Below are 23846 nucleotides of genomic sequence, written 5' to 3'. Positions count from 1 at the left end.
GAAATGAGTACAAATATAAGAGGAGGGTGAAGCCGATCTGGTACTTAGGTCACATCCGGCGCACCCTTTGTCATTCCTTGTTTGTATGCTTGCGATCGAGCGCCGGACAACACCTCCACGCCGGGATGAGCCTTGAGCCGATGGGCTTAACGTCTCTGCTTCACGAATAGCTTTGCTGAGCCGGAAGCACCCGGCAGTGATTGTGGTAAATTCGATGTACCCATGTTGGGTGAGAACCAATATGGATGGAGTATCAGCACCGCGATCGCTCGATCGTTCTGGGCTTCTAGATCATCGCCCTTGTCGTTTCAGTCTTGCTGTTAAGCGCTAAGGCAAGCTTGTTTCAGGCTTTTGCTCGCACAAATCCCGACACAATTCCCGCCATCGAATCCCTGGAAATACCAATAACAACTACTCATCAGGTTTGGCTTTGCAAAGCCAATTTTTGAGAGTTCTGTCGAATAGGAATCTGAATAATGAACTCTGCCCCCTGACCGGGATGAGAAACACACTTCAACTGTCCGCGGTGTTTTTCTACCACAATCTGGTAGCTGATTGACAGCCCCAGACCCGTGCCCTTCCCTACGGGTTTCGTCGTGAAGAACGGGTCGAACAGCCGCCGGTTCACTTCCTCTGTCATACCGGGGCCATTGTCGCAAATGCGAATCACAACAAATTGGGGACCTTTCCGGGTCGGGGCGAGGTTCTGGGAATCCACCTCAGCCGAAGAAAATGTAGAGCTTTCCGCAAGGGGGAGATTGGAAATCGGGGATTTTTCTTCTTCCCCATATCCCACTGAGGTGCGAATTGCGATCGCCCGCGGCCCCCTTTGGTCATTGAGAGTGTCAATCGCATTCGCGAGTAAATTTACAAACACCTGGTTAAGTTGGCCGGCATAGCACTCCACCATCGGCAGCGGGCCGTACTCTTTAATGATTTGAATAGCAGGCTGGTCTAGTTTAGCTTGCAGTCGGTGCTGCAAAATCAGTAGGGTGTTATCGATGCCCTCATGGATATCGACCTCTTTCATTTCCGCTTCATCCAGTCGCGAGAAGTTTCGCAGGGAGAGGACAATTTCGCGAATTCGGTCTGCCCCCACCTTCATCGAATCCAGCACTTTGGGTAAGTCTTCCATCAAGAAATCTAATTCGATTGCGTCCATATCCTCAACAATCGCTGCTGTGGGGTGGGGGTATTGTTCTTGATAGAGTTTCACCAGTCCTAGTATGTCTTCACAGTAAGTCCTGACGTGACTCAGGTTGCCATATATGAAGTTAATCGGGTTATTGATTTCGTGGGCTACCCCGGCCACCATCTGTCCCAGTGAGGACATTTTCTCAGTCTGAATTAGCTGGGTCTGGGTGCGCTTGAGTTCTTGGAAAGAAAGCTCTAGTTGTTCGGCTTGTTTTTTTAATTGCGCTTCTGATAGTCGCAGAGCTTGCTCTATCTGCACGCGATCGCGAATTTCCTGGCTCAGGAGCAGATTTTTTTCCTTTAATTCCTGCGTCCTCTCTTCCACTTTATGTTCTAAAGTTCGGCTGTAATCTTCTAATTGCTCATTGGCTTGTTTCAGGCTGTCAGTCGCCTCAGACAAATTGGCATAGAGTCGGGCATTTTCCAGAGAAATCGCCGCTTGAGAACAGATCGCGGTTAAAACTTCCAGGCGATCGGGAGTAAACGCACTCCTTGTCAGATTATTTTCCAAGTAAAGCAGACCAATGAGCTTTCCTTTATGGACGATCGGCATACATAAAATGGACTTCGGTTTGGCGTTGACGATATAGCTATCCCTCGTAAAAATTCCCTCCCGACTTGCATCATTTAAAACCAGATTTTCCTGAGTTCTAGCCACATAGTTGAGGATAGAAAACGGCAATTTATGACTCGTTTCTATCGGTGTGGATTGCAGCACTACGACCTCATTATTATCTATGCTTGCCGTCCCTTCTACCACCAGTTGACCATCTTTTTCTAAAATTAAGTAACTTTTTTCAGCCCCAGCATTCTCTATCGCAATTTTCAATAACTTAGAAAGCAGACTTTCCAGAACAATTTCGCCAGAAATAGCTTGAGAAGATTTCATCACAGAGGCGAAATCCAGTGCTGCAAAACTCCCCGTAGTCGTCGAGCTGGTCGTCCGTGATATGTCGAAGTTGGGGACTTCTTTAGTCAGTATTCGCGAGAAGAATTCAGGATATTCTTTTGATAAATCCTGCACTTTTGCTTTCGCTCCCCAGCGAACATAGCCATAGTAAGCATCCGTCAAATAAATCTCTGCTATCTTCTCCCGGCCGCGAGAAAAATAAAACTCGGCGGCCCGTTCATTAGCTAGGGCTTCTTCCTGAATGTATCCCTGTTCTCTGGCTCCTTGAATGCTGGCGTCATAATACTCCATCGCTTTGCCAATTTTTCCCAATACCCGCGCTTTCTCCGCCTCCACTAACTCGTACTTGTGTTGATAATTTGCAGGAGCGTGAACTGCCCATTGCTGCATTTGTTTTTGATTTTTCGCCACTTGCTTCAAGAATTCTTCTTGGTCGCTGCTGGAAACTTGGGGATATTGACCCAGGAGGGCCAGAGAATAGTAGAAATTGTGTTCCGCACCACTCATCAGCGCCGGTGCACCTTCTTTATATTTTTCTGCTTCGCTGGCGCTTTTCACTGACTGAGCGTAATCTTTCAACAAGTAGAATCGAATCAGTTTTGTCAGGTGAGCAACAAAAACAAACATATGTTGATTGTCAGCAATTGACTGTTGCAGGAGTTCATCTTCATTCAAAGCTTCGCCCTTGATCGTATATCTTTCTTCAGGGGCTGCGAGTAATTGTAATACCATTACTCTCCATAGTTTCAAATAAGGAATATGCGAATCTTGTTGAAGCTTCAGCAGTAAATCAAGATACTGCGCCTGCTTCTGATCCACAAACTCCAGCGGTTGACCTGTAAAAAATATATGATCGCAATAGTAAATACAACTATAACCCACATCGTCTAAATCTCCAGTTTCTAGACCACTTTTGATACCTTCAATTAATGGTACTAAAGTTTCTTTCCCATGCTCTTTCCAGTGTCTAATGTGAGCATTAAAAACTACATATAGGTAAGATTTCAGTTCTTTGGCATCAAATCGATCCAACAAATTTAAACCTAGTTGTCCAAAGCGATATCCCGCCTCAATTTCACCCAGATGCCCGCACAAAATCAGGCCATAAACCGCATACCCGGAAGCAGCTTGGGGTGAATTACCATATTGAATACACAGATGAATCATTGTAAATGGAACTTGTGGAAGTAAGGCAGGAGCCACATGAAAAGCAAGAGGAGCGGATTTCAATAATATCCCCATAGCCACTCGCTTATTGAGATCCGTCATTTCGGGCAGAGAAGCTAACGCCTCGGTATTCATCTCTTGTGGAGGTTCTGGACAAAGGGAGACGCCCAGCATACCCAGAACTTGCAGCGCAATATCGAACGCGACCTGCATCTGATTTTGCTGGGTATAAAACTGCATTTGGATTTCATAAACTTTTACTTTTTCAAGCAGAGTTTTCGCGTGTTTTAGACCCTCCTCAGACAGCATTTTTGCTCTCTCGAAGTTGATATTTAGAAATTCCACCGCCGCCGCTTCCGCATACAGAGGAAACGTCAGGTCATACTGGGTTTCCCAGCTATCTTCTCTGAGGAGTTCTAGCCCCAACCTTAGTTGTCTGGCGGCAGTTTCATAAGCTGTTGCTGCCTTAGCTTTTTTGCCTGCTATCAAATTTAATCGGGCTAGGCGATCTTTTTTTGCCTGGTCGGTGATAAAATCAGCCCCAACATTTAATTGATTGACAATTTCAAAGATATTTTCTTCAATCTCCTCTGCTGGAGTATGCTCTAGTAGCAGTTCACCAATTTTCAAGTGGGTCTGTTGTTTCTGAGATTCTGGAATAAGAGAATACGCCGCTTGCTGCACCCTGTCATGGAGAAATTTGTAAGCGATAGGCGCATTATGGCTGTAAGGCAAAGAGGCAGGTGAGGATGATAGCAGAGGAGAATCTGGAGCTATTCTCTGATTTACTTCCCTGCTCATTTCATCGGAGGTAAAAACGAGAGGGATTTTGTATGCTTCGCTCAGGGGCAAAACCAAGCCAGCCTGAAGTGCTTCCCACAAATCAGTCGCCGTTTCCGACTGAGATTTTTCAGTGACAATTGCTAGAACTTCTAAATGAAATTTGTCTCCTATACAGGCGGCTAACTTTAAGACTTTTTGCGTCTCCTCCGGGAGTTTTTGAATGTTTCTGGCAATCAGTTCGACGACATTATAATCTGTGATGCCTACCGCTTGAATTTGGTTCAATGACCAATGCCAGCACCCGGCACTGAAATCAAAGGTGAATAGCTTTTCTTGATGCAGAGTAGCGAACATCTGAGTCAAGAAGAAAGGATTGCCCTGGGTTTTATTAAAAAGTAGCTCGGACAATTCAGAAACCCGGTTTCTCGGAGCGGAAGACTCATTCAGTGTATCGGCTACCAGCAAGCTGACGTTGCCAATATCCAAAGGACGGAGGGTGATATTATTTACAACCGCCCCATTCTTTTGAATCTCATCTAACGTCAGCATCAATGGATGCGTCGGACTGACTTCGTTATCTCGATAGGCTCCCATCAGCAGTAAATATTGGCTGTCCGGGTCACAAATAAGCAGATGAATCAACTTGAGGGATGCCGAATCTGCCCACTGTAAGTCATCCAAAAAGACGACGAGCGGGTGTGAGGGTTTAGTAAATACATGAATGAATTCTTTAAAGACGCGATTAAAGCGATTCTGGGATTCAGATGCCCCCACTTGCGGAACAGCTTCTTGAGGGCCCACAATCAGTTCGACTTCGGGAATGACATCTACTATGACTTGGCCATTTGAGCCTAAAGCTTCTAAGAGTTGCTCTTTCCAAATGGCTAGTTTTTCCGAACTTTCTGTTAACAGATGCCGCATCAAGCCGGCGAAAGCTTGAATCAAAGAAGCATAAGGAATATTTCGCTTTAATTGGTCAAATTTACCGGAGATAAAATAGCCGCGCTGCCGGAGAATGGGTTTTTGAACTTCATTCACTAAGGAAGATTTGCCAATCCCTGAGTAACCGCTCACTAGCATCATTTCGCTGTTTCCGCCGGAGACTCGCTCAAAGGCTGTCATCAAAGTGGCTACTTCTTGCTCGCGGCCATAGAGTTTTTGCGGGATGAGAAATTGTCCACATTTATCCCTCTTACCGATTGAGAAGTTGCTAATTTTCCCATGGGTTTGCAGTTGATGACCGCACATTTCTAGGTCAGCTTTTAGCCCTAGGGCGCTTTGGTATCGGTCTTCAGCGGTTTTGGCTAATAATTTCATTACGATGTCAGAAAGCGCTTTGGGAATCTCAGGGATTTGTTCATGGGGTGGCACTGGTCTTTTAGCGATATGGCAGTGAATTAATTCCAGGAGGTCGCTGGCTTGATGCGGCAGCTTTCCAGTCAGAATTTCATAAAAGGTGACACCTAATGAGTAAAAGTCGGTGCGGTAGTCAATTGAGCGATTCATCCGCCCGGTTTGCTCTGGAGACATATAGGCGGGGGTGCCTTCTAGCAAGTTGGGATTGCTGAGGCTCTGGTTTTCTCGCTCTAGGTAAGTGGAAATGCTAAAATCTATGATTTTAATTTTATCTGTTTTGGAGTTGATAATGATATTCTGCGGTTTAATATCTTTATGGATAATCTTATTTTCATGCAGTTGAGCTAGGGTCTCTGCCAAATGAATTGCCAGACTTAGGAATTCGCTTATTTCAAGGTGTTTAGCTGCCATTAGGTTTTTCAAAGATTTTCCCCCAAAATCTTCTAATATTAGCGCCAGACCGTTATTATGCTTTTCCAAAGAGTGAGCTTTGACAATCCCTGCCATGTCCAGAGTTTTGAGGATTTTATATTCATGTCTCAACCGCGCGATTTCTTCTATTGTGGGATACTCGGCTTTAAGGGTTTTTACTATAACCGGAGTTGGCTCGAACTCCCTAACCCCGCGATAAATAACTGTATTGACTCCTTCGTGAAGGGGCAACGATAAGAGTTTGTAACCGGGCAGCGTGGTTTTCATATTCGTTATTTCGATTATTTCGATTATTCGGGTGTGGAATTGATGGGAACCTGAGACAGCGATATTCGATCGCCTGTTGGGAAAATTTAAACGAGCAGAGCATCAGCTTGTTAGCAAGTGCCAATATTTTGTCCGCTCATTCAATGCTAAAGTGCATTATGGTCTAATCTTTAACTATAACTATAATACCTGTGCTGGAGTTGGAAAACCAAGAATTGGCGTTTGGACAAGCGCATCCAGATAAATTATGCGATCGCACTAAATCCACCGTCTGTTTAAATGTCTCTGGACGTACTCCCCACAGACGTTTAAAGTTTCCATAGCTCAGGTTTTTTACATCCCAGTAGCTCATTATCTGTCTCAGCCTGAATTATTCCAACTTAGGATTCTACATCGTACTACAACATATTTGTAGCGATTCGACCGGGCGCGATCGTTGCTCTTAAAAGTGTACAATTCGCGATCGCCTTGCCTACTTTTTTTAGAGGTATATTGTAAGAGTGTGCTAACCATGACTGAGTTACTTGAGGGCGCGATTATCGCTAAGTTGAAAACCTGGTTTGTAAGTGAGCAAGATACGATTATGGAAGAGCTTGAAGATGATCCCAGTGGGGAACCACCAAATGCTCGTTCTCCCGACCCTCTTACCAAACTTGCTGCGCCACGGGCTGAGTATCACGCAGGTAAAACCCAAGAACTCGCTCGATAAACATGGTGAATTCGCGTAATACAGCCCACGTCCGTAACAGGATCAAAAGTTACAAAAAAGGGGGAATGTATGCAAACCATCCTTTGGAATCGTGAAGAAGTCCTGCCTCGTGCCAAACATTTGTATGAGAGCAGAATCCGCTCAAAAATTGACTTAGAAGAGAATGTTGGTAAGATGGTCATCATTGATATAGAAACAGGCGACTATAAAGTTGATGAAAATGGTTTACACGCTGCTGATTACCTGAGTGCGAAACATCCAAATGCTAGACTCTTGCATCTCCGTACTGGATATAAACTTGCGGCATCTCTAGGTAGTGTTATTGAGCGTTTTTATAAGTGATTTCACGTAGGCTAGGTGACAAATATGCTCAACTTAATTTTATTGGATATTGCTTGAAAGTCAAGCTGTTTGAGTTTAAATTTATGAGAAAGTTTACTGCGGTGATCCCGAAAGACCTTGACACTGATTTATATGTAGTCTATGTTTCCGGTTTCTAAGAGAGCGCATTCTCAATGAGAAACTTTAGGCAGCCTACAAGCGAACTTACGTGAAGCGAGTGAAAAGTTGTTAAAAAATGAGAATCCAGCATTAAATCGACCTTCTATTCAGTACGAGCTTCTATTAAATACGATAGCTCGCCCTTTTAGTCTTTACCCTTAATTATTCTAGTTTCTCTAGTTGCTAGGATAGCAGCGAATACTAACCGGAATGCAACTCATGCTAAAAACCATCGAAGGCATTTGCATCACTTGCCAAATAATCCTATGATGGTGCATCATGATCTTGATGATTGTTTCACTCTTATAAATCAGTTAATATGCGATCGCTTGTATTGACTCTAGCTCTCATATGTTTAGCCACCCCCGCTGTGGCCACAACCTGCGAGGAAAGCTTTCAAAAAAAGGGGGACTTTTTGAATGGTGCCGCCTTTTCTGCACGTGTTCAGGTTGAGGGGTTATCGATAGAGAGAGCATTTTCCCAATTACGACCCATTTTAGCCCGCGAGAGCATCAGAACGATCAGCACCGATGTGAGCACAGGTGTCATGAAAGCCGAAAATCCCGCAACAGCATTTCAGCGTGCTTTGCCGATCGATGTTTTTGCCTCACCCGACGGAAATCTATTAACTGTCGAGATGATCTTTACCATTCCCAGCGGCGTGGGCGCCAGTAGGGATACCGTGAAGCGATACTTGTGCGGTGCGCTAAATCAATTGTTGCCCAAAACTACAAATTAATATGTAATCATTCATTTGATGAATTGTAGTTTCCCACACTCGATCGCAATACCCGATACTTCCAAATTATCAGTAGTGCGATCGCTCTTCAATTAAGTGCCATCGCTCTTGGGGTTTCTAGCGTTAAGTTTATTGGTGGATGTTCTGCATCAAGTTGGATGGAGAGCTTTTTACGCTTGGCAAATTATATTTTGTCGCGGAAAGCTGTGCGACCATTTCTGCACGAGACGAAACCTCAAGCTTACGGAACATTCGCTTCAAAGCTTGCTTCACTGAATTCTCAGTAATCCAAAGTTCCCTTCCGATTTCTGCGTTGGTTCGCCCCAAAGCAACCAATTCGGCAATTTGCAATTCACGAGGCGTTATGCGTGAGGTCTTGAAAGGTTGGTGTTGCGATTCTCTACGGGATAGCTTCGCTTCGCGCACGGTTGCAGCCCAAACAGACAAGTGCAAACAGATCGCACTCAAATCCGCTAGATTTTCTGTATCGAAGGCGGGCATTGACCGATCGCGCGTACAACCCACTACACCCGCTAATTTACCGCTATTTACGATCGGTCCCGCCATCACGTGCCAATGATCGGGTCGGGGACAAATTATTGTCCAAACCTTGGGAGATGCCACCAATGCTTCATGGACAGGAGAGTGACGCTCCACTAGATAACGCACAACAGGATTATGTTCGATTGATAGTCCAATTTGCAGTGTTTTCTGAAGATTGCTATCTACCAAGGGCAGTCGATCGAAGAAAAAGATTCCCGATCGCTTAGCTGCAAAATACTCACCGATTTTGGGCACGACTTGCGATCGCAAATCTTGTTCGTTCTTTACGTGGTCGATCGCTTCAAATAAAAGCTGCAAGGGGCTTTTCATGGTGATGGTGTCAACCGATTTTAGATTTTAGATTTTAGATTTTAGAATTGACCCCACGGATGAATCCGGGGGCTTGTAACGAAATTGCTTGATTGTCAAAAAGAGTACCCGATCGAGGACTGGGCAAGCCAATCTACCTATCCTAATCTTAGCTAAGCGTGCCAAAGATCGGAGAAAACCAATGTCCCAATATGCTCATCCTGAAGTTTTGGTCGATACGCAATGGCTCATGGATCATCTTAACGATCCAACCGTGCGGGTGATTGAAGTTGATATGAGTCCCGAACCGTACAAAAATGCTCATATTCCTGGTGCTGTGTTCTGGAATATTTTTACAGATTTGCTAATACCAAATTTCAGCATTAATCTCGATCCAAATGCGATCGAAAAATTGCTTTCGCGATCGGGAATTTCCTCTGAAACAACTGCGATCGCCTATGGAAGCTATCCTAACACAGGAGCCTGGATTTTCTGGCTTTTGAAAACCTTTGGACATGACAAAGTGTATGTTCTCAACGGTGGATATCAGAAATGGGTTGCAGAAAGTCGCCCACTGGTATCGGAGTTATCCAACTTCGCACCCGCACAGTATCATGCGAAATCCCCCGATGCTAATTTGCGGGTGTTACAACCAGAGGTTCACGCATCTTTGAATCGGACGGATTGCGTGTTGCTAGATGTTCGCACCCCTGAAGAATATCGTGGCGAATTATTCATGATGAAGCCGCCAGAAGGAACGGAACACGCGGGTCATATTCCAGGGGCAGTAAATCTCGAACACATCCTAGCTCTGAATGAAGATGGAACTTTTCAATCACCAGAATTGTTACATACCCTCTATGACAGCCAGGGCATTACGGCTGATAAAGAAGTGTTTCCTTACTGTGCAATTGGAGGACGATCGGCGTGTACCTGGTTTGTTTTAAAGTATTTACTAGGTTATCCCAATGTGCGAAATTACGACGGCTCGTGGAATGAGTGGAGCCGTCTAGCAAATGTGTCGATCGAGCATTAACTACAATGTTCTACTAAGTTAAGATCGAGGTAAAAATGACGCAAGATACAATCTTCAGCCCCTTCTTTGCAACAGTGTTTCTCACATTCCTCGTCTGGGTGTATATGTACATTCGCCGTATCAGTTTTATCACCAGTAGAAAGCTCACCCCGGAGGAACTTGCTGTACCGGGCGCACTGGCACAAATTTCGCCACCAAGCGTATCCAATCCATCGGATAACCTAAAAAACCTGTTCGAGATTCCGGTACTTTTCTATGCGCTTGTCTTATATCTGTTCATCACAAAGCAGGTGGATACAGTGTATGTGAACGCCGCGTGGGTCTTCGTTGTGTTTCGCACATTGCATAGTGCTGTTCATTGCACATTCAATCTCATCATACTTCGGTTCTACCTCTACCTATTTGCCACGCTCGCGGTGTGGTTCATCGCGATCCGCGCAGCACTTATCCACTTTGGCACGTAGGTACGCTATTACCGTGGGTCGATCGCCCTTCAATGAGCGTGCGATCGCCCTTTTAGTTTTTAGTCTTAATTTTTCTTGTTTCTATACTTGGTAGAATACAAGAGAATACTAACGGAACATTCGCTTCAAACTTTGCTTCACAGAATTCTCAGCAATCCAAATTTACTTCCCAATTTGACTGCTTAAGCTATCGGTCTGGCATGAGGCTGAAGCCATCTTCAGTATCTACCTTGAAAGATTAGGCTCCCTCACATTTGGAAAGCTTTCAAAATTGCGTCGTACCCAGTCCATCCCCACTTCATTATTGAGTTTAATTTTCTGAGGCGTATCGGGATAAATTTTTCCTAAAATATCCGCATCTTGATCCACGACAACTTTGCCAAAATTGAGATACGTCCCCCCCAACAGCTTAAATAGAGGATGCTTTGCTTGACCGAACAGCAAAATATAAGTCCGTGTTCGATTCTCGGCTTCTGGTACGAATATATGACACTGTGCAGCTTTGCCGAATGGCATTTCTCCATGAAAAATTACTAGGGATGGGAAATGATTTTCTAGGTGCGCTTTTATTGTGCTGGGCAGTAGTAATAAATCAGGCTTTCTGAGCTTTTCTGCCAAACTGTAAGGGGCAGTAGGCATATCGTAAAACGCATGGGATTGATGTCCTTCATCAATGAATTGATGAAATTCCACATCGGTAATCCTAAACAAGTCCCGGTGAGTACCGTTTTGATGATTATAGTCGTGCATATTTAGCAGCATAGTCAGCAAATCCGTCTGGATACTGCGATCGGCGGTATGCCCGATGAAGTAGTAAGTTTCTGCGATTTCCTTGAGTACATTGGGAATGGGGACTTGTGGCTCGTATCCCCCATAAGACCAAATGAAGTCATCTTGAACAATCAAATCTAACGGTTTGAGTAAGGGCAACGTTTTCTGATTCGATCCGGGTAATACGGTGCAGCCTTCAGCATCAAACTTCAGGGCATGGAAGGGGCAGACGACACCGCTTGGGCGATCGCTTTCGGCTTCGCACCATCCTTCCGACAGCATTGCTCCCATGTGCGGACAGGCATTGGGCAAGGCATGGATGGTTCCGGCAATATCTTTCCACATCACATAGTCGGTGCCATACAAGGAAATTTTGCGAGGCTGGTTCGCTGCCAGCATTGACTTATGTGCCAACAGCCAAGGCGCACCGGGAAGCATAGACTGCATGGTGTTCTCCTTTAGACATAAAATTGTGAGAGATTTGTCGCTTTTCTAGAATATGACAGAATATTCACATTTGTCAAGCAGTTTGCGCCGTCAACCGAAACAGCAGCGTGGTAAAGAAAGAGTCGAAAAAATCTTGGATGCAGCAGCAGCAGTGTTTGACGAGGTGGGCTATTGGGAGGCGACTACCCATCTAATTGCAGCAAAAGCAGGGACGGCCATCGGTTCTCTGTATCAGTTTTTTCCTGATAAAGCTGCCATTTTTAATGCAATGGAGCTGCGTCATGCCGATCGGGTTAAGGCGATGTGGGCGCAGGCGAACACGTCGGAAATCGTTCAGTTACCGCTGCGCGAAATGATTCATACCCTGGTTACTGCTGTTGCAGAGATGTTTGAACAGCCTGTATCACGGGTGGTGTTTGTGCAGTTTTATATAGCGCGCGAGATTTTCCAGTCGATCGATGAAAGTATGACTCACGAAGCGATCGACTTTATGGCGAGTCTTTTGCAGCAAAGAAATCCCAGCTTGAGTGAGGCGCAATGTAGCTTGTTAGCGGAGGTTTGCGTTCACAGCAGTAATGCTGTCATTCTGTCGGCACTTCGCAACCCCGATCGACTGCATCGCCAACAACTGGTACAGCAGATTGAGGATTTGTTGGTGTCGTATTTAGAGTCGTATGTGGGGGAAGGTCGGTCAAGAAATGTAATGAAAGTAATGAAATGTCTTCATTGTCAATCGGAGCAGTTGTCCAAAAACGGTTATCGACGGGGGAAGCAGTGCTATCGCTGTAAGGAATGTGGCAAACAGTTTGTAGAGAATTCCCAGCGATCTACTATAGCAACCGCCACATCGATCTTGACATAAATAACTTAATGAATAGATCCCGCGATCCCTCGATCGAGAAACGGTTTGATTCGGGTACTATGTAACTGTCAACTGTCAACTCTCAACTGCTATACGATGATTTCTATGCTACAAATTACAAGCTGAATACCGATCTACAGTGGGACATTACCATGAGAATTGACCGACTAGAAATCGAAAACTTCAAGAAATTTTCAGACTATACTCTTGACTTGCATCCCCAATTTACCTTGCTGGTTGGGGACAATGGCACAGGTAAAACTACGATCCTCGATGCTTTGGCGATCGCGGCTGGAATTTGGCTGGTCAACTCCCCCGACACAACCCTCAACAATAGCCGCCGTAACATTCTTCCCTCAGAAATCCGCTTAGAAGCGATCGAATCCGACACCATCACCCAATTTATAGAACGAAAACCGGTTCAGATTAAAGCGATCGGCACGATTAACAGTCAGCCAGTCCAATGGCTCAGACAAATCAAAACTAACGGCTCTAGAACCTCTAACACTGAAGCCAAACAAGCTCTAGAAATTATCTCCACTTTATTTCAACAGGTTGAAGCAGGCGAAAAAATCTGGCTACCCATCGTCGCCTACTACGGCGCAGGTCGAGCTTGGCTACCCTCCAACCAACGCGATCCCAAAGCAACAACCCACACCAGCCCCGCCCGCCGTTGGGATGCCTTCTATGACTGCTTTGAAGAACGGATTAGAATCGCCGATCTCCATACTTGGTTCCAGAAAGAAGCGATCGCTTCGGTCAATCGACAGGGACAAATGCGCCCTGGTTACAAGGTTGTAAAGTTTGCTATTTTGCGTTGTATTCCTAACGCAGATGACCTATGGTTTGACCCAGAGCGATCGGAAATTGTTGTTTCCATCCAAGGCAACCCCCAACCCTTTAGTAACCTTAGTGCTGGTCAAAAAATGATGGTAGGTCTAATTGCCGATATTGCCATCAAAATCGTCACTCAAAATGCCTCTTTCCTAACCGAACAATCGGATATGTCTAGTCAAGAATTGCCTCTTGTTTTGCAAAAAACATCAGGGCTAGTTCTAATTGATGAAATAGACGTTCATCTTCATCCTAAATGGCAACGTCAAGTTGTGAATGACCTCACCAAAACCTTTCCTTCAATCCAGTTTGTTTGCACTTCCCATTCACCACTTATTATCGGTGAAGTTGAAGCCAAGCGGATTAGAGTCCTCGAACACGACGAAGAAACTAGCAGCATTATTGCTACCATTCCATCAGAATCTTATGGTCTTGATGCCAACCGAGTATTACACGAATTGATGAGAGTATCAGAGCGGAACAAAGAGGTAGCCGATAAACTTCACGCTCTTTTTAAGCTCATCGATGACGAAGATTTTGATGCGGCACATCAATCTATTATAAATCTGACTGAAAAACTCGGCGCATCCGAGCCAGAGATTACCCGCGCTCGAACGCTAATTAAATTTTTAGAAGGTAATGAATGAGAAATATCCAAAAACAACCCGAACCAATATCGTTAATACGACATCGGTGCAGCAGCCATTCTGACTATGATAACTATGCAGAAAAAGACGATCTACGCACAAGCCTTGTGAGTGAGCAACGGGGGATTTGCTGTTATTGTATGCAACGAATTTATCCGACATTAGAAAAGATGAAGATCGAGCACTGCCAAAGCCAATCTCCAAATAAATTTCCTGAGAAACAACTTGATTATACCAATCTATTAGGTGCTTGCCTTGGTGGATCGGGAAAACCTAGACGCGATCAGCATTGTGATACAAGAAAAGGTGATGATGACATATCATTTAATCCAGCCAATTCAAAGCATGATGTAGAAAGGCTATTTAAATTCCCTGGTTCAGGTCGCATTGAAGCTAACGATTTACAATTACAGAGTGAGATTGATGATGTATTAAATTTAAATCACTCCATTTTGGTAAATAATCGTAAAGCAGTGATTGATTCATTTACTCAAATACTGCGACTTAAAAAAGTGCGTGATGTAGACATTCCAAAATACTTAGCAACTTGGGAAGGAAAAAATGGAGCAGAGCTCGAACCATTTTGCCAGGTTGTTGTTTATTATCTTCGTAAAAAAATTGCGAGAATGAAATGAAAATAACTTCTGAATGAGCTTTTCAAAATGCGATCGAAGATATCCTCCCAAGACCGATCGCCATTAGAGGGAGGAGGACGCATCCTTCTGTCAGCATGGCACCGAGGGAGAGACCAAACAGATGCTACACGTTGGCTTTGCCAAATCGTTGCAGAATGTTAAAGAAATTTTCTTGTGTTTGATGAGAATGATTAGACTGAAGCTATAGCAGTTCTCAGTAACATCAGGTACGCCTCTAGATGAGTCGATACAGATTCTGAACGATCGTAATGAATATGTGCCAGATGGCAATCCAAATATCAACGAACATTTTGTCAGGCATCCCTCAAATTATAAGCTGCGGGTCAAGTTGGTTGCTAATTGCAGTGAGTGCGTTGCGAAAATCGGTCGATCGCGCTGGCATTTTCTGCCCTCAAATCGCTTTCTTTGGATTAATTGGCGTTTTAAATTCTGCCTTCTACTTTCTCCCTTGGGGCGACACAAGCGGCGGGTAAGGCCCTCCCTACCGTCAATTGTCAATAACCAATTATTAATTGTTAGTATTCCATAAGGGCGCCAAAAAGATATATCATAACCTTAACCGGATCATTTCTTCCCAGATATGTTCTACTGTTCTAATCCCACGTGTTCTCATCCTTTCAATCCCGACAACTCTAAATTTTGTCAAAGTTGCGGATCGCAAGGCCTCAACCATCTCTTTAGAAACCGCTACCGCGTGATTCGACTGTTGGGCGAAGGGGGATTTGGCAGAACTTATGAAGCGGTAGATACGGATCGCATGGACGATCCCTGCGTAATCAAGCAGTTTGTACCCCAATTTCAAGGAACCTCAGCACTTGAAAAAGCCGCAGAATTGTTTAAGCAAGAAGCGAAACGACTTTACGAACTCGGCGAACATCCCCAAATTCCTCGATTAATTGCTTATTTTGAACAAGACAAGCGACTTTATTTAGTACAAGAGTTGATTGAGGGGCAAACTTTACTAGCAGAATTAACTCAGCAGGGTGTTTTTAGCGAAGAAAAAATTTGGCAGTTGTTGGCAGATATTTTGCCGATTCTGAAATTTGTGCACGATCGCAATGTCATTCACCGAGACATCAAACTTGAGAATATCATCCGCCGCCGCACCTCTGTTAGATCATCCCTGCCAAAGGTGGGCAATTTTCGCAATTCAGCTTTCCGAAGGGGAGGGCGGGGAGAGTTAGTTTTGATAGATTTCGGTATTTCCAAACAAGTGACGGGCTCGCTGATGAGCCAAGTAGGCACAACGGTAGGAACGCCCGGATATTCGCCGGTAGAACAAATGCGCGGTCAAGTTTTCCCCGGAAGCGATTTGTACAGTTTGGGAATAACTTGCCTGAGACTGCTAACTCAATGTTTGCCAAAAATTGACGGTTCCGATGACCTTTACGACCCGATAAACGGCGGCTGGATTTGGAGAGAACGGTTGTCAGCCGGCACAAAAATCAGCAGCGAGTTGGCAAATGTTTTAGACAAATTAATTCAAGATTATCTCAAAAATAGATATCAATCTGCTGATGAAGTAATCAAAGCTTTAAATCTCTATTCTTTACCTCCCCAACCCCATTGTGCCAATGGAGGACAACTTGCTCTAAATTCTTTTATGATAAAGGGAGGACAACTTGCCATCAATACCCCGCTCAATCAAAGCGGGCAAATCAACAGCAATATCTCTGTCAATCCGAGGAAAAAATCCAACACCAATCCGCCAGTGAACAAGGCATCGCAGAGAATTGCTGTTGTCAAAAGCACTTTTGAATTTCAGGTGGTGACAGTAGACAAGCGCGGGAAGCAAACTAATGTTAACAGCGGCAAAGCGCGTTTTTTTGAAGAACATCTCGGTAGCAGTACAGTCCTGGAAATGGTATCTGTTCGTGGCGGTACTTTCCTCATGGGTTCCCCAAACGATCGGGGTGACAGCGACGAAAAACCGCAGCATCCAGTAACTTTAGCATCTTTTTATATGGGCAAATTTCCCGTCACTCAGGCACAGTGGACAGCAGTTGCAGCGCTGCCGGAAATTAAAATATTTCTCAATCCCGATACTGCCCGTTTTAAAGGTGCAAATCGACCTGTAGAAAATGTATCTTGGTACGAGGCTGTGGAGTTTTGCGATCGACTTTCTCGCAAAACTGGTAAGAATTATCGCTTGCCTAGCGAAGCCCAATGGGAATATGCTTGCCGGGGGCAAACTACGGGGCCGTTTCACTTTGGGGAAACGATTACCAGCGAGTTAGCAAATTACAACGGAAATTCTAATTACGCTGAGGCGCCGAAGGGAGTTTATCGCTTTCAAACGACAGATGTTGGTAGTTTTAAACCCAATGCTTTCGGATTGTACGATTTCCACGGAAATGTTTGGGAATGGTGCGCGGATTCTTGGCACAATAATTATAACGGTGCGCCTGCTGATGGTAGCGTTTGGGAGTCTGACGGGGACTCTTCGCTGAGGTTGTTGCGGGGGGGTTCTTGGAACGATCATCCTCCGAATTGTCGCAGCGCCTGCCGCCTCAGATATCAGCCGGATTGTAAGGCTAGTATTGTGGGTTTTCGAGTGGTGGTTTCTGTTGTTTGATCTTGTGTCCGCACAGAGAAACCCGGTTTCTTGAAGAAACCGGGTTTCTGAATGGACGATCGATCGCCCAAATTCAAGCCTTAACTAGCCTTCTTTTGAGGAGCGACTATGCGTTCCACACTCATAGCAGCCACGCTCAATGTCACCACAGCCATGCCGAGAATTGCCACCGGCTGCAACTTTTCATTGATAATTAGAAAACCGAAGAGTGCGGTCATTGCCGGCCCCAAAGTGCCAATTACTGACGCTAAGGCTGCCCCCGCAAAGCGGATGGCAAAATTATTCAAAAGATAGCTAAACAGCGTCAGCACCCCTAAAATAACACCTCCCAAAATCAAACCAGGCCAAACATTTTGGTCGATTTTAGGAGAAAAATTTTCCGACAGTGGCACCCACAAACTCAGGGAGGAAAATACAAAAATCGCGGCGAAATTAACTAAACTAAAAGGAATTGGGTGCAGCTTGCCTGCGGCCATTTGCGTCAGCAATACGTAACCTGCAAAGGTAATCCCAGAAGCCAGTGCAGCAGCGACTCCCACCCCGACATTGCCACCGCCTGGAGCTTGAGCCGCAAAACTCGGCCACCCAGCTAAAATCAGACCTGCGGTAATCCCCAGTATCGCGAAAAAGCCGACTCTGCTGGGGCGAGAACCAAACAAGATCCAAGAACCCAGTACGGTGACGATCGGGTAAATAAAGAAAATCGTAATCGCAATCCCCGCTGGAATATTGCCGATCGCCAAATAAATCAAAACCTGAGACAAAAACAGAAAAAATGCGCTTCCTAAAACCTTACTCCACAAAGCTCGATCGCCCGACTCGAACAACCGTCTAATATCTTTCCACACAGAAGGATACAGAAATGTGGCCAATATCGGCATCAAAGCCATCACCACGATCAGCCGCATCAACAAAATCAACAAAGAATTTCCAAAACCCGGAGTTACTACCCCCGGAAATTCAAACCACCCAAAAACCATCCGAGGATTTTTGCTTTTAATCAGAATTCTCAAACAAACATTAAACAGCGACAATACCACCGCCGAAGACAAAGCCAGCACCAAACCTGTCTGCACTTGAGAAGATGCTTTAACAGTTGCAGCAGGCGCTGAAGAAGGCTGTGGCACGGGTTTTCGCGGCGTTTCCACAGGTGTTGGCTGCAGAAATTGCGGGCGGACAGAATTAAGAGAATTAGTTGATTCCTCGACATAGGAATCTTGAGCATCGAAAGGATTCTCAAGATATTCTTCTTCTTCTTCGAGTTCTTCCCTGATGCGGTTTACGAGATTTTGTAACAGCTCTTCCCCTTGCAGTTCCAGGGTTTTCATGTTGTTGAGCCGCACGGAAAGCTCGCTTTCGTAACTGGTTAAATCTTGTTCCAGCATCTGGAAACTGCGATCGATCCTTTCATCCAGCGCCGCCAGCAACTCAGAGGCCCGTTCGTCGTAGTTGCTCGGCGGCATCGGTATCGGGAACTCACCGCTGGGAATAGGGCTGCTGAGAGAATGTCCCGAGTTAGCGCTGAGTTCGTTGAACCGCTGCACCAACAAATCCTGCAAATTGTGAGCCAAAACTTGAGCCAACTGCTTCAGCCACAATTGCTGCTGCTGAATGTATCGCCCCGACAGAGATTCCATTTGCTGAGACTGCAATTTGCGATATTGCTCTCTGAGGTCTTCAATATCCTCAATCAGGTGATTTTTTTCAGTTTGCAGCCGAGTAATGTCCTGATTTAACTGGCCTTTGACATTTTGATGCAAAGCGTCCAGTTCTTGCATTACTGAGTGGAGGACTTCTTCTGCTGATTGTACTTCTTCTGGCTCGTCCTTTGACGAGTATACGTTCCGCTGCGCCATTAGCCTATAACCTCTAATTTAAACTGCACGTTCACTGTTCTTAAGTATTTTGCCAAATCAGGCCGCAAGTTCTAGTGAGTTGATCTAAGAAATTGCGAACACTGTTTAATCAATAGTAGTCGCTAAGGTACAAATGTGAAAAAATTGCGTGAAGCAAAGCTATCCCGAAGGGAATCGCCCCAAGAACACTTTGTGCAATTAGAAATCATCAGAAAAATGGCTAGAAACCCCGTCCTTTTAGGACGGCTTTACATTTTTGATTTACTACCGCCTTGGGACTGGTTGGCTCGGTGTGCTTTTGTGTTGCACTTTCAACGGGACAATTACCGTCTCAAACTTCCCAGCCCTGTACGCATAGTGTTTTGCTCTTTCGAGCCTCCCTTGCGGGGTAAAGTTAGCTTCGCCAAGGTTTAATGAGCTTGTTAGGCCCGTAGCACTGTCTCAGTGACCTTAAGACTGTTTAACTACCAGCGACAGAGCAGGGAACTAGCTTCGCATTCTCCCGGTGTCGTGACTCAAAAAACGTAGCCAGTTAAGACTTAGGCCCGTCAGAACGGCTTGTTAGATTTTTCCTTCAAGCCTCATGCCTTTAGGCTGAGGTTCCTGACTACAGCTTGACCTCTCCACGAATTGCTCCCGGTAATTCTCGCATATAACTCACCCGATTGCACCCGACTCACAAACCTAAGAGCCCGTTCTGTGACTAAATTTGATTGGGGGGTGGCACTCCTAGCCCCTCAATGGATAACTTGATCCTGCAGGCAGAAACCCCGTTTCTATTCCCCGCGTCTCTCCCGCACTCCCGCACCCAGATTTATGATTTTAAAAGTTCCGATCTTTTGCTCGCGAAAGTTTTAAGAGGCGATCGCACCATCAAAAAGCCACCCCGCGCCATCAAAAAATTAACACATCCTATCCCGAAGAGCAACAGATATGGCATCCGAAATTTTTGACGATTCCTTTACAAACGATATAGAAAAACTGAATATTTCCTCAGAAGCCGAAGTGTTTGTCTTTCCGGCATCATTTGCCCAGCAGCGCTTGTGGTTTCTCGACCAATTCGCACCGGAAAACCCTTTCTATAATGTAGTAACAGCACTGCGCTTAACTGGTTCCCTCAACTTAACAGCTTTAGAGCAAACCTTCAACGAAATAGTGCAGCGACACGAAACTTTGCGAACGACTTTTGCCGTAGTATCAGGGCAACCAGTGCAGATAATATCTCCTGCTTTTAAGACTAATTTACAACTATTAGAACTGCAACATTGGCCACCCGAACTACGGGAAACAGAAGCAAATAAACTCACCGCAGCCGAATCTCTTCGCCCTTTCAATTTATCCACGGGGCCGCTGATACGAGTCACCATCCTGCGGCTGACAGAAACAGAGCATATTCTCTTGCTAAATATGCACCACATAGCCTCCGATGATTGGTCTATAGGTGTGCTAATTAGAGAAGTGCAGGCTATCTATACAGCTTTGATAAATCAACAGCCATCTCCCCTACCAGAATTATCACTTCAATATGCAGACTTTGCCGAGTGGCAGCGCGAATGGTTGCAAGGTGAAGTATTAGAAACTCAGCTAGCTTATTGGCGGCAGCAATTGCACGGGATTTCTGTGTTAAATTTGCCCACAGATCGCCCTGCACCAGCTAGGCAAAATTATCGGGGAAAAACTCAATATTTAGAACTGCCGAAAAAGCTGAAAAACGCACTTATAGCGCTCTCGCAGCGAGAAGGAGCGACTTTATTTATGACATTGCTCGCAGCATTTCAAACTTTGTTTTACCGCTACTCGCAACAAGATGATATTGTTGTCGGTTCGCCGATCGCCAATCGCAACCGCAGCGAAATTGAAACATTAATCGGTTTTTTTGTCAACACTTTAGTGCTGCGAACAGACTGTTCGGGAAACCCGACATTTCGAGATTTTTTGGGCCGGGTGCGGGAAGTAACCCTGGGAGCTTATGCTCACCAAGATTTGCCTTTTGAGAAGCTCGTCGAGGAATTGCACCCAGAGCGATCGTTGAATCGTCACCCGCTGTTTCAGGTGGTATTCGGGCTGCAAAATGCGCCGCTGGACGAGCTAGAATTGCCAGGATTAAAGTTGAGTTCTTTTCCTTTGGAGACTCAAACAACGCGCTTTGATTTAGAGCTGTATTTGTGGGAAGCTTCCGATAATTTTAGGAGCAGATACGGCGAACATTGGGAAGATTCGGAAGGCCTCCGAGGCTTAGCTGTGTACAATACGGATTTATTTGATGAAGTTACGATCGCCCGAATGCTGAGGCATTTTAAAACGCTGCTGGAAAGCATTGTTGCTAATCCCGAACAAAGAATCGCTAACTTACCTTTATTGAGCGAGGATGAAGTGAATCAATTATTCAAAGAATGGAACGATACTCGGACAGATTATCCTCAAAATAAGTGCATTCATCAGTTATTTGAAGAGCAGGCCCGGCAGCATCTGGAGGATGTCGCCCTAACTTTCGACAGCCAACACCTCACTTACAGAGAACTCAACAGTCGCAGCAACCAACTGGCGCGCTACCTACAAAAACTGGGCGTGGGGGCGGAGGTTTTAGTGGGGCTTTGTGCAGAGCGATCGATCGACCTAATTGTGGGGATGTTGGCTATACTGAAAGCGGGAGGGGCTTACCTACCGTTAGATCCGAGCTATCCGCGCGATCGGCTAAACTTGATGCTGGAAGATGCTCGAGTTAAAGTCTTGCTAATTCAGGATAAATTGATTGAGAATTTCCGAGACTTCTCAAACTCGGTGATTTACTTCGATCGCGACTGGGAAGACATAGCCAAAGAAAGCGCCGAAAATCCCGCCAACACCGTCACAGCAAACAGCCTAGCTTACGTTATTTACACATCTGGCTCAACAGGAAAACCCAAGGGAGTTGCTGTCACCCACAAAGCAGTAAATCGCCTGGTACTCAACACCAACTATATAAAAATAGAACCTACCGATAAAATTGCCCAAGCATCAAACGCTTCATTCGATGCAGCCACCTTCGAGATTTGGGGAGCCTTGCTTAACGGCGCTCAACTCGTGGGAATTAGCACAAATATTACCCTTTCGCCTCACGATTTAGCCTTAGAACTGCGCCAAGAAGGCATCACCGTCTTGTTTTTAACAACTGCCTTATTTCAACAAATTTCTAGAGTTTTACCGCAAGCTTTTGATTCGCTGCGCTGCTTGCTGTTTGGCGGAGAAGCGGTCGATATGAGATGGGTTAAAAAACTTCTCCAACAAAAGCCAAGCACTAAATTAATTCACGTTTACGGGCCTACAGAAAATACCACATTTTCGGCTTATTATTGCGTGCAAGACGTACCCGAAACCGCAACATCTATCCCCATCGGCCGCCCGATCGCCAACACGCAAATTTATCTCCTGGATGCGGATTTGCAGCCGGTGGCGATCGGTGTTATAGGTCAATTGTACGTCGGCGGTGACGGATTGGCGAAAGGCTACCTCAACCAGCCTGATTTAACTGCTGCTGCATTCATTCCCAATCCTTTTAGCAATAAATCTGGTTCTAGGCTTTATAAAACAGGTGATTTAGGTCGCTATTGGGTTGACGGAAACATCGAGTTTTTAGGTCGCGTTGACGACCAAGTAAAAATTCGCGGCTACCGCATCGAATTGGGAGAAATTGAAGCGGCTTTGTGCCAGCATCCACAAGTGCGCGAAGCAGTAGTAATTGTGAGGGAAGACATCCCCGACGATAAACATTTGGTAGCTTATGTTATTCCTGACGGCATCAATGAAAAATCGGAAATCTCAAATCTAAAATCAAGTGACTTGCGCCAATTTTTGAAAGAAAAGTTACCAGGATATATGGTTCCTGCAACTTATGCAGTGTTGGAGAATATGCCACTGACGCCTAATGGCAAAGTAGACCGCCGCGCCTTGCCTGATATAGATACAGACAGCGAGGATATAACAGAAAATTATGTAGCGCCTAGGACTGAACTCGAAAAGGCGATCGGGAAAATTTGGGCTAAAGTTTTGGGAAAACAGCAGGTTAGTATCTACGATAATTTCTTTGAACTAGGCGGGCATTCCCTGCTAGCAACTCAGTTGATTTCTCGCATCCGAGACGCTTTGCAAGTCGAGTTATCGGTCAGCAATTTGTTTGAGGCTCCGACTGTGGCGAGTCTGGCAAAATACATTGAAACAATGCGCTGGGCTGCGAAAGGTTTGGATACTCCCAGAACCGACGAAAATGAGCGCGAAGATGTGGAATTTTAAGGGCTTACATAATTGCGGGATGATTTTGATTGTTTTGTGGAATGACCGTCCAAAAGTGGGGAGCATCTCACTTTTGCAGGCAAGCTAGAAATTGGAGTTTTGAGGCAGGAGGCAGGAGGAAAGAGGAAGAAGGAAGGAGCCAGAAAAAGTGTTTTTACAAATATGAGATGCTCCCAAAAAGTGTGTGTCTAAGTGCAATCAAATTGGTGGCAGGAAACCAGAGGAATAGAACTCCAACAGATGTAATCTTTGGCATCTAAATGTTGAGCTAATTTGGAGACTGAATCCTCGCTGGAAAATTGAAAAATCAAGAAACTGTGGTAGTAGGAATTGACCAGGCTGTGGGCGCATTTATCGGTCTTTTTGAAGGCAAAAATCTTGGCAAAATGGTGGTGAAATTGGATTAGGTGGCGACCAATTGATTAGGCCATAGTCGTAGATAATTATTTGACGTTATAGCAATCGCCACATCGGTTAGGGCATCAATAACCTAATGAATAGAGTCTCAAAGGAGGGCTA

15 protein-coding genes are annotated in these 23846 nt (G+C 45.1%); 11 read left to right on the top strand and 4 right to left on the bottom strand.

The window, feature by feature from the left end; genetic code table 11:
* Positions 1-418: 418 nt before the first annotated feature.
* Positions 419-6109: an AAA family ATPase gene (locus QUB44_RS01155; RefSeq protein ID WP_333362059.1), complete on the bottom strand. Its 5691-nt coding sequence runs from the start codon at positions 6107-6109 to the stop codon at positions 419-421.
* 511 nt (positions 6110-6620) lie between these two features.
* On the opposite strand from QUB44_RS01155, the gene QUB44_RS01150 reads away from it, so the two are divergent.
* The 3 genes from QUB44_RS01150 to QUB44_RS01140 all read left to right on the top strand — a co-directional run bounded on the left by QUB44_RS01150 (position 6621) and on the right by QUB44_RS01140 (position 8058).
* Positions 6621-6818, top strand: a complete 198-nt coding sequence (locus QUB44_RS01150; RefSeq protein WP_333362056.1) for a hypothetical protein — start codon at positions 6621-6623, stop codon at positions 6816-6818.
* 69 nt (positions 6819-6887) lie between these two features.
* On the top strand, positions 6888-7160 hold the full coding sequence (locus QUB44_RS01145) for a hypothetical protein (RefSeq protein WP_333362053.1): 273 nt from the start codon (positions 6888-6890) through the stop codon (positions 7158-7160).
* A 706-nt stretch (positions 7161-7866) separates the two neighbouring features.
* Positions 7867-8058 (top strand): hypothetical protein, encoded by a 192-nt coding sequence (locus tag QUB44_RS01140; RefSeq protein ID WP_333209441.1) that lies wholly within the window; start codon positions 7867-7869, stop codon positions 8056-8058.
* A gap of 129 nt (positions 8059-8187) precedes the next feature.
* Here the strand turns inward: QUB44_RS01140 and QUB44_RS01135 are convergent, their stop codons facing one another.
* Entirely contained in the window at positions 8188-8931 is a 744-nt protein-coding gene (locus QUB44_RS01135) for a LuxR C-terminal-related transcriptional regulator (RefSeq protein ID WP_333362050.1), read from the bottom strand.
* A 181-nt stretch (positions 8932-9112) separates the two neighbouring features.
* On the opposite strand from QUB44_RS01135, the gene QUB44_RS01130 reads away from it, so the two are divergent.
* Together QUB44_RS01130 and QUB44_RS01125 are read left to right on the top strand one after the other, a co-directional pair.
* Positions 9113-9946 (top strand): sulfurtransferase, encoded by an 834-nt coding sequence (locus QUB44_RS01130; protein WP_333362047.1) that lies wholly within the window; start codon positions 9113-9115, stop codon positions 9944-9946.
* 35 nt (positions 9947-9981) lie between these two features.
* Positions 9982-10410, top strand: a complete 429-nt coding sequence (locus QUB44_RS01125; protein WP_333362044.1) for an MAPEG family protein — start codon at positions 9982-9984, stop codon at positions 10408-10410.
* Positions 10411-10635: 225 nt separating this feature from the next.
* Here QUB44_RS01125 and QUB44_RS01120 read toward each other — a convergent pair whose 3' ends face one another.
* Complete coding sequence (locus tag QUB44_RS01120; RefSeq protein WP_333362040.1) at positions 10636-11628, bottom strand: Rieske 2Fe-2S domain-containing protein; 993 nt, start codon at positions 11626-11628, stop codon at positions 10636-10638.
* A 52-nt stretch (positions 11629-11680) separates the two neighbouring features.
* Between QUB44_RS01120 and QUB44_RS01115 the strand changes: the two genes are divergently transcribed.
* The 4 genes from QUB44_RS01115 (at position 11681) to QUB44_RS01095 (ending at position 17202) form a co-directional block, all read left to right on the top strand.
* A complete protein-coding gene (locus QUB44_RS01115; protein WP_445299853.1) occupies positions 11681-12490 on the top strand; it encodes a TetR family transcriptional regulator in 810 nt (269 codons plus the stop codon).
* A 152-nt stretch (positions 12491-12642) separates the two neighbouring features.
* Entirely contained in the window at positions 12643-13971 is a 1329-nt protein-coding gene (locus tag QUB44_RS01105; RefSeq protein ID WP_333362038.1) for an AAA family ATPase, read from the top strand.
* Positions 13968-14606 carry a retron system putative HNH endonuclease gene (locus QUB44_RS01100; RefSeq protein ID WP_333362035.1) on the top strand — a complete coding sequence of 213 codons (639 nt, stop codon included), beginning with the start codon at positions 13968-13970 and terminating at the stop codon, positions 14604-14606. Before QUB44_RS01105 ends, QUB44_RS01100 begins: the two co-directional genes overlap by 4 nt.
* Positions 14607-15207: 601 nt before the next feature.
* Entirely contained in the window at positions 15208-17202 is a 1995-nt protein-coding gene (locus tag QUB44_RS01095; protein WP_333362032.1) for a bifunctional serine/threonine-protein kinase/formylglycine-generating enzyme family protein, read from the top strand.
* A gap of 80 nt (positions 17203-17282) precedes the next feature.
* On the opposite strand, the gene QUB44_RS01090 is transcribed toward QUB44_RS01095, so the two are convergent.
* Positions 17283-19058 carry an EamA family transporter gene (locus tag QUB44_RS01090; protein ID WP_333362029.1) on the bottom strand — a complete coding sequence of 592 codons (1776 nt, stop codon included), beginning with the start codon at positions 19056-19058 and terminating at the stop codon, positions 17283-17285.
* Between the two features lie 135 nt (positions 19059-19193).
* Here QUB44_RS01090 and QUB44_RS01085 point away from each other — a divergent pair, with 135 nt between their 5' ends.
* Positions 19194-19472: a hypothetical protein gene (locus QUB44_RS01085; protein WP_333362024.1), complete on the top strand. Its 279-nt coding sequence runs from the start codon at positions 19194-19196 to the stop codon at positions 19470-19472.
* A gap of 519 nt (positions 19473-19991) precedes the next feature.
* Positions 19992-23327 carry an amino acid adenylation domain-containing protein gene (locus QUB44_RS01080; RefSeq protein ID WP_333362021.1) on the top strand — a complete coding sequence of 1112 codons (3336 nt, stop codon included), beginning with the start codon at positions 19992-19994 and terminating at the stop codon, positions 23325-23327.
* Positions 23328-23846: the final 519 nt, after the last annotated feature.

The organism is Microcoleus sp. AT3-D2 (assembly GCF_036705715.1).
GTDB lineage: Bacteria > Cyanobacteriota > Cyanobacteriia > Cyanobacteriales > Microcoleaceae > Microcoleus.
The sequence above is the reverse complement of the archived record's forward strand: the minus strand, read 5'-3'. Positions and strand labels throughout refer to the sequence as shown.

What these genes read in the sequence shown, in the direction of transcription:
- QUB44_RS01155 (WP_333362059.1), bottom strand. Translation starts at nt 6,109, where the DNA reads ATGAAAACCACGCTGCCCGGTTACAAACTCTTATCGTTGCCCCTTCAC.
- QUB44_RS01150 (WP_333362056.1), top strand. Translation starts at nt 6,621, where the DNA reads ATGACTGAGTTACTTGAGGGCGCGATTATCGCTAAGTTGAAAACCTGG.
- QUB44_RS01145 (WP_333362053.1), top strand. Translation starts at nt 6,888, where the DNA reads ATGCAAACCATCCTTTGGAATCGTGAAGAAGTCCTGCCTCGTGCCAAA.
- QUB44_RS01140 (WP_333209441.1), top strand. Translation starts at nt 7,867, where the DNA reads ATGAAAGCCGAAAATCCCGCAACAGCATTTCAGCGTGCTTTGCCGATC.
- QUB44_RS01135 (WP_333362050.1), bottom strand. Translation starts at nt 8,931, where the DNA reads ATGAAAAGCCCCTTGCAGCTTTTATTTGAAGCGATCGACCACGTAAAG.
- QUB44_RS01130 (WP_333362047.1), top strand. Translation starts at nt 9,113, where the DNA reads ATGTCCCAATATGCTCATCCTGAAGTTTTGGTCGATACGCAATGGCTC.
- QUB44_RS01125 (WP_333362044.1), top strand. Translation starts at nt 9,982, where the DNA reads ATGACGCAAGATACAATCTTCAGCCCCTTCTTTGCAACAGTGTTTCTC.
- QUB44_RS01120 (WP_333362040.1), bottom strand. Translation starts at nt 11,628, where the DNA reads ATGCAGTCTATGCTTCCCGGTGCGCCTTGGCTGTTGGCACATAAGTCA.
- QUB44_RS01115 (WP_445299853.1), top strand. Translation starts at nt 11,681, where the DNA reads ATGACAGAATATTCACATTTGTCAAGCAGTTTGCGCCGTCAACCGAAA.
- QUB44_RS01105 (WP_333362038.1), top strand. Translation starts at nt 12,643, where the DNA reads ATGAGAATTGACCGACTAGAAATCGAAAACTTCAAGAAATTTTCAGAC.
- QUB44_RS01100 (WP_333362035.1), top strand. Translation starts at nt 13,968, where the DNA reads ATGAGAAATATCCAAAAACAACCCGAACCAATATCGTTAATACGACAT.
- QUB44_RS01095 (WP_333362032.1), top strand. Translation starts at nt 15,208, where the DNA reads ATGTTCTACTGTTCTAATCCCACGTGTTCTCATCCTTTCAATCCCGAC.
- QUB44_RS01090 (WP_333362029.1), bottom strand. Translation starts at nt 19,058, where the DNA reads ATGGCGCAGCGGAACGTATACTCGTCAAAGGACGAGCCAGAAGAAGTA.
- QUB44_RS01080 (WP_333362021.1), top strand. Translation starts at nt 19,992, where the DNA reads ATGGCATCCGAAATTTTTGACGATTCCTTTACAAACGATATAGAAAAA.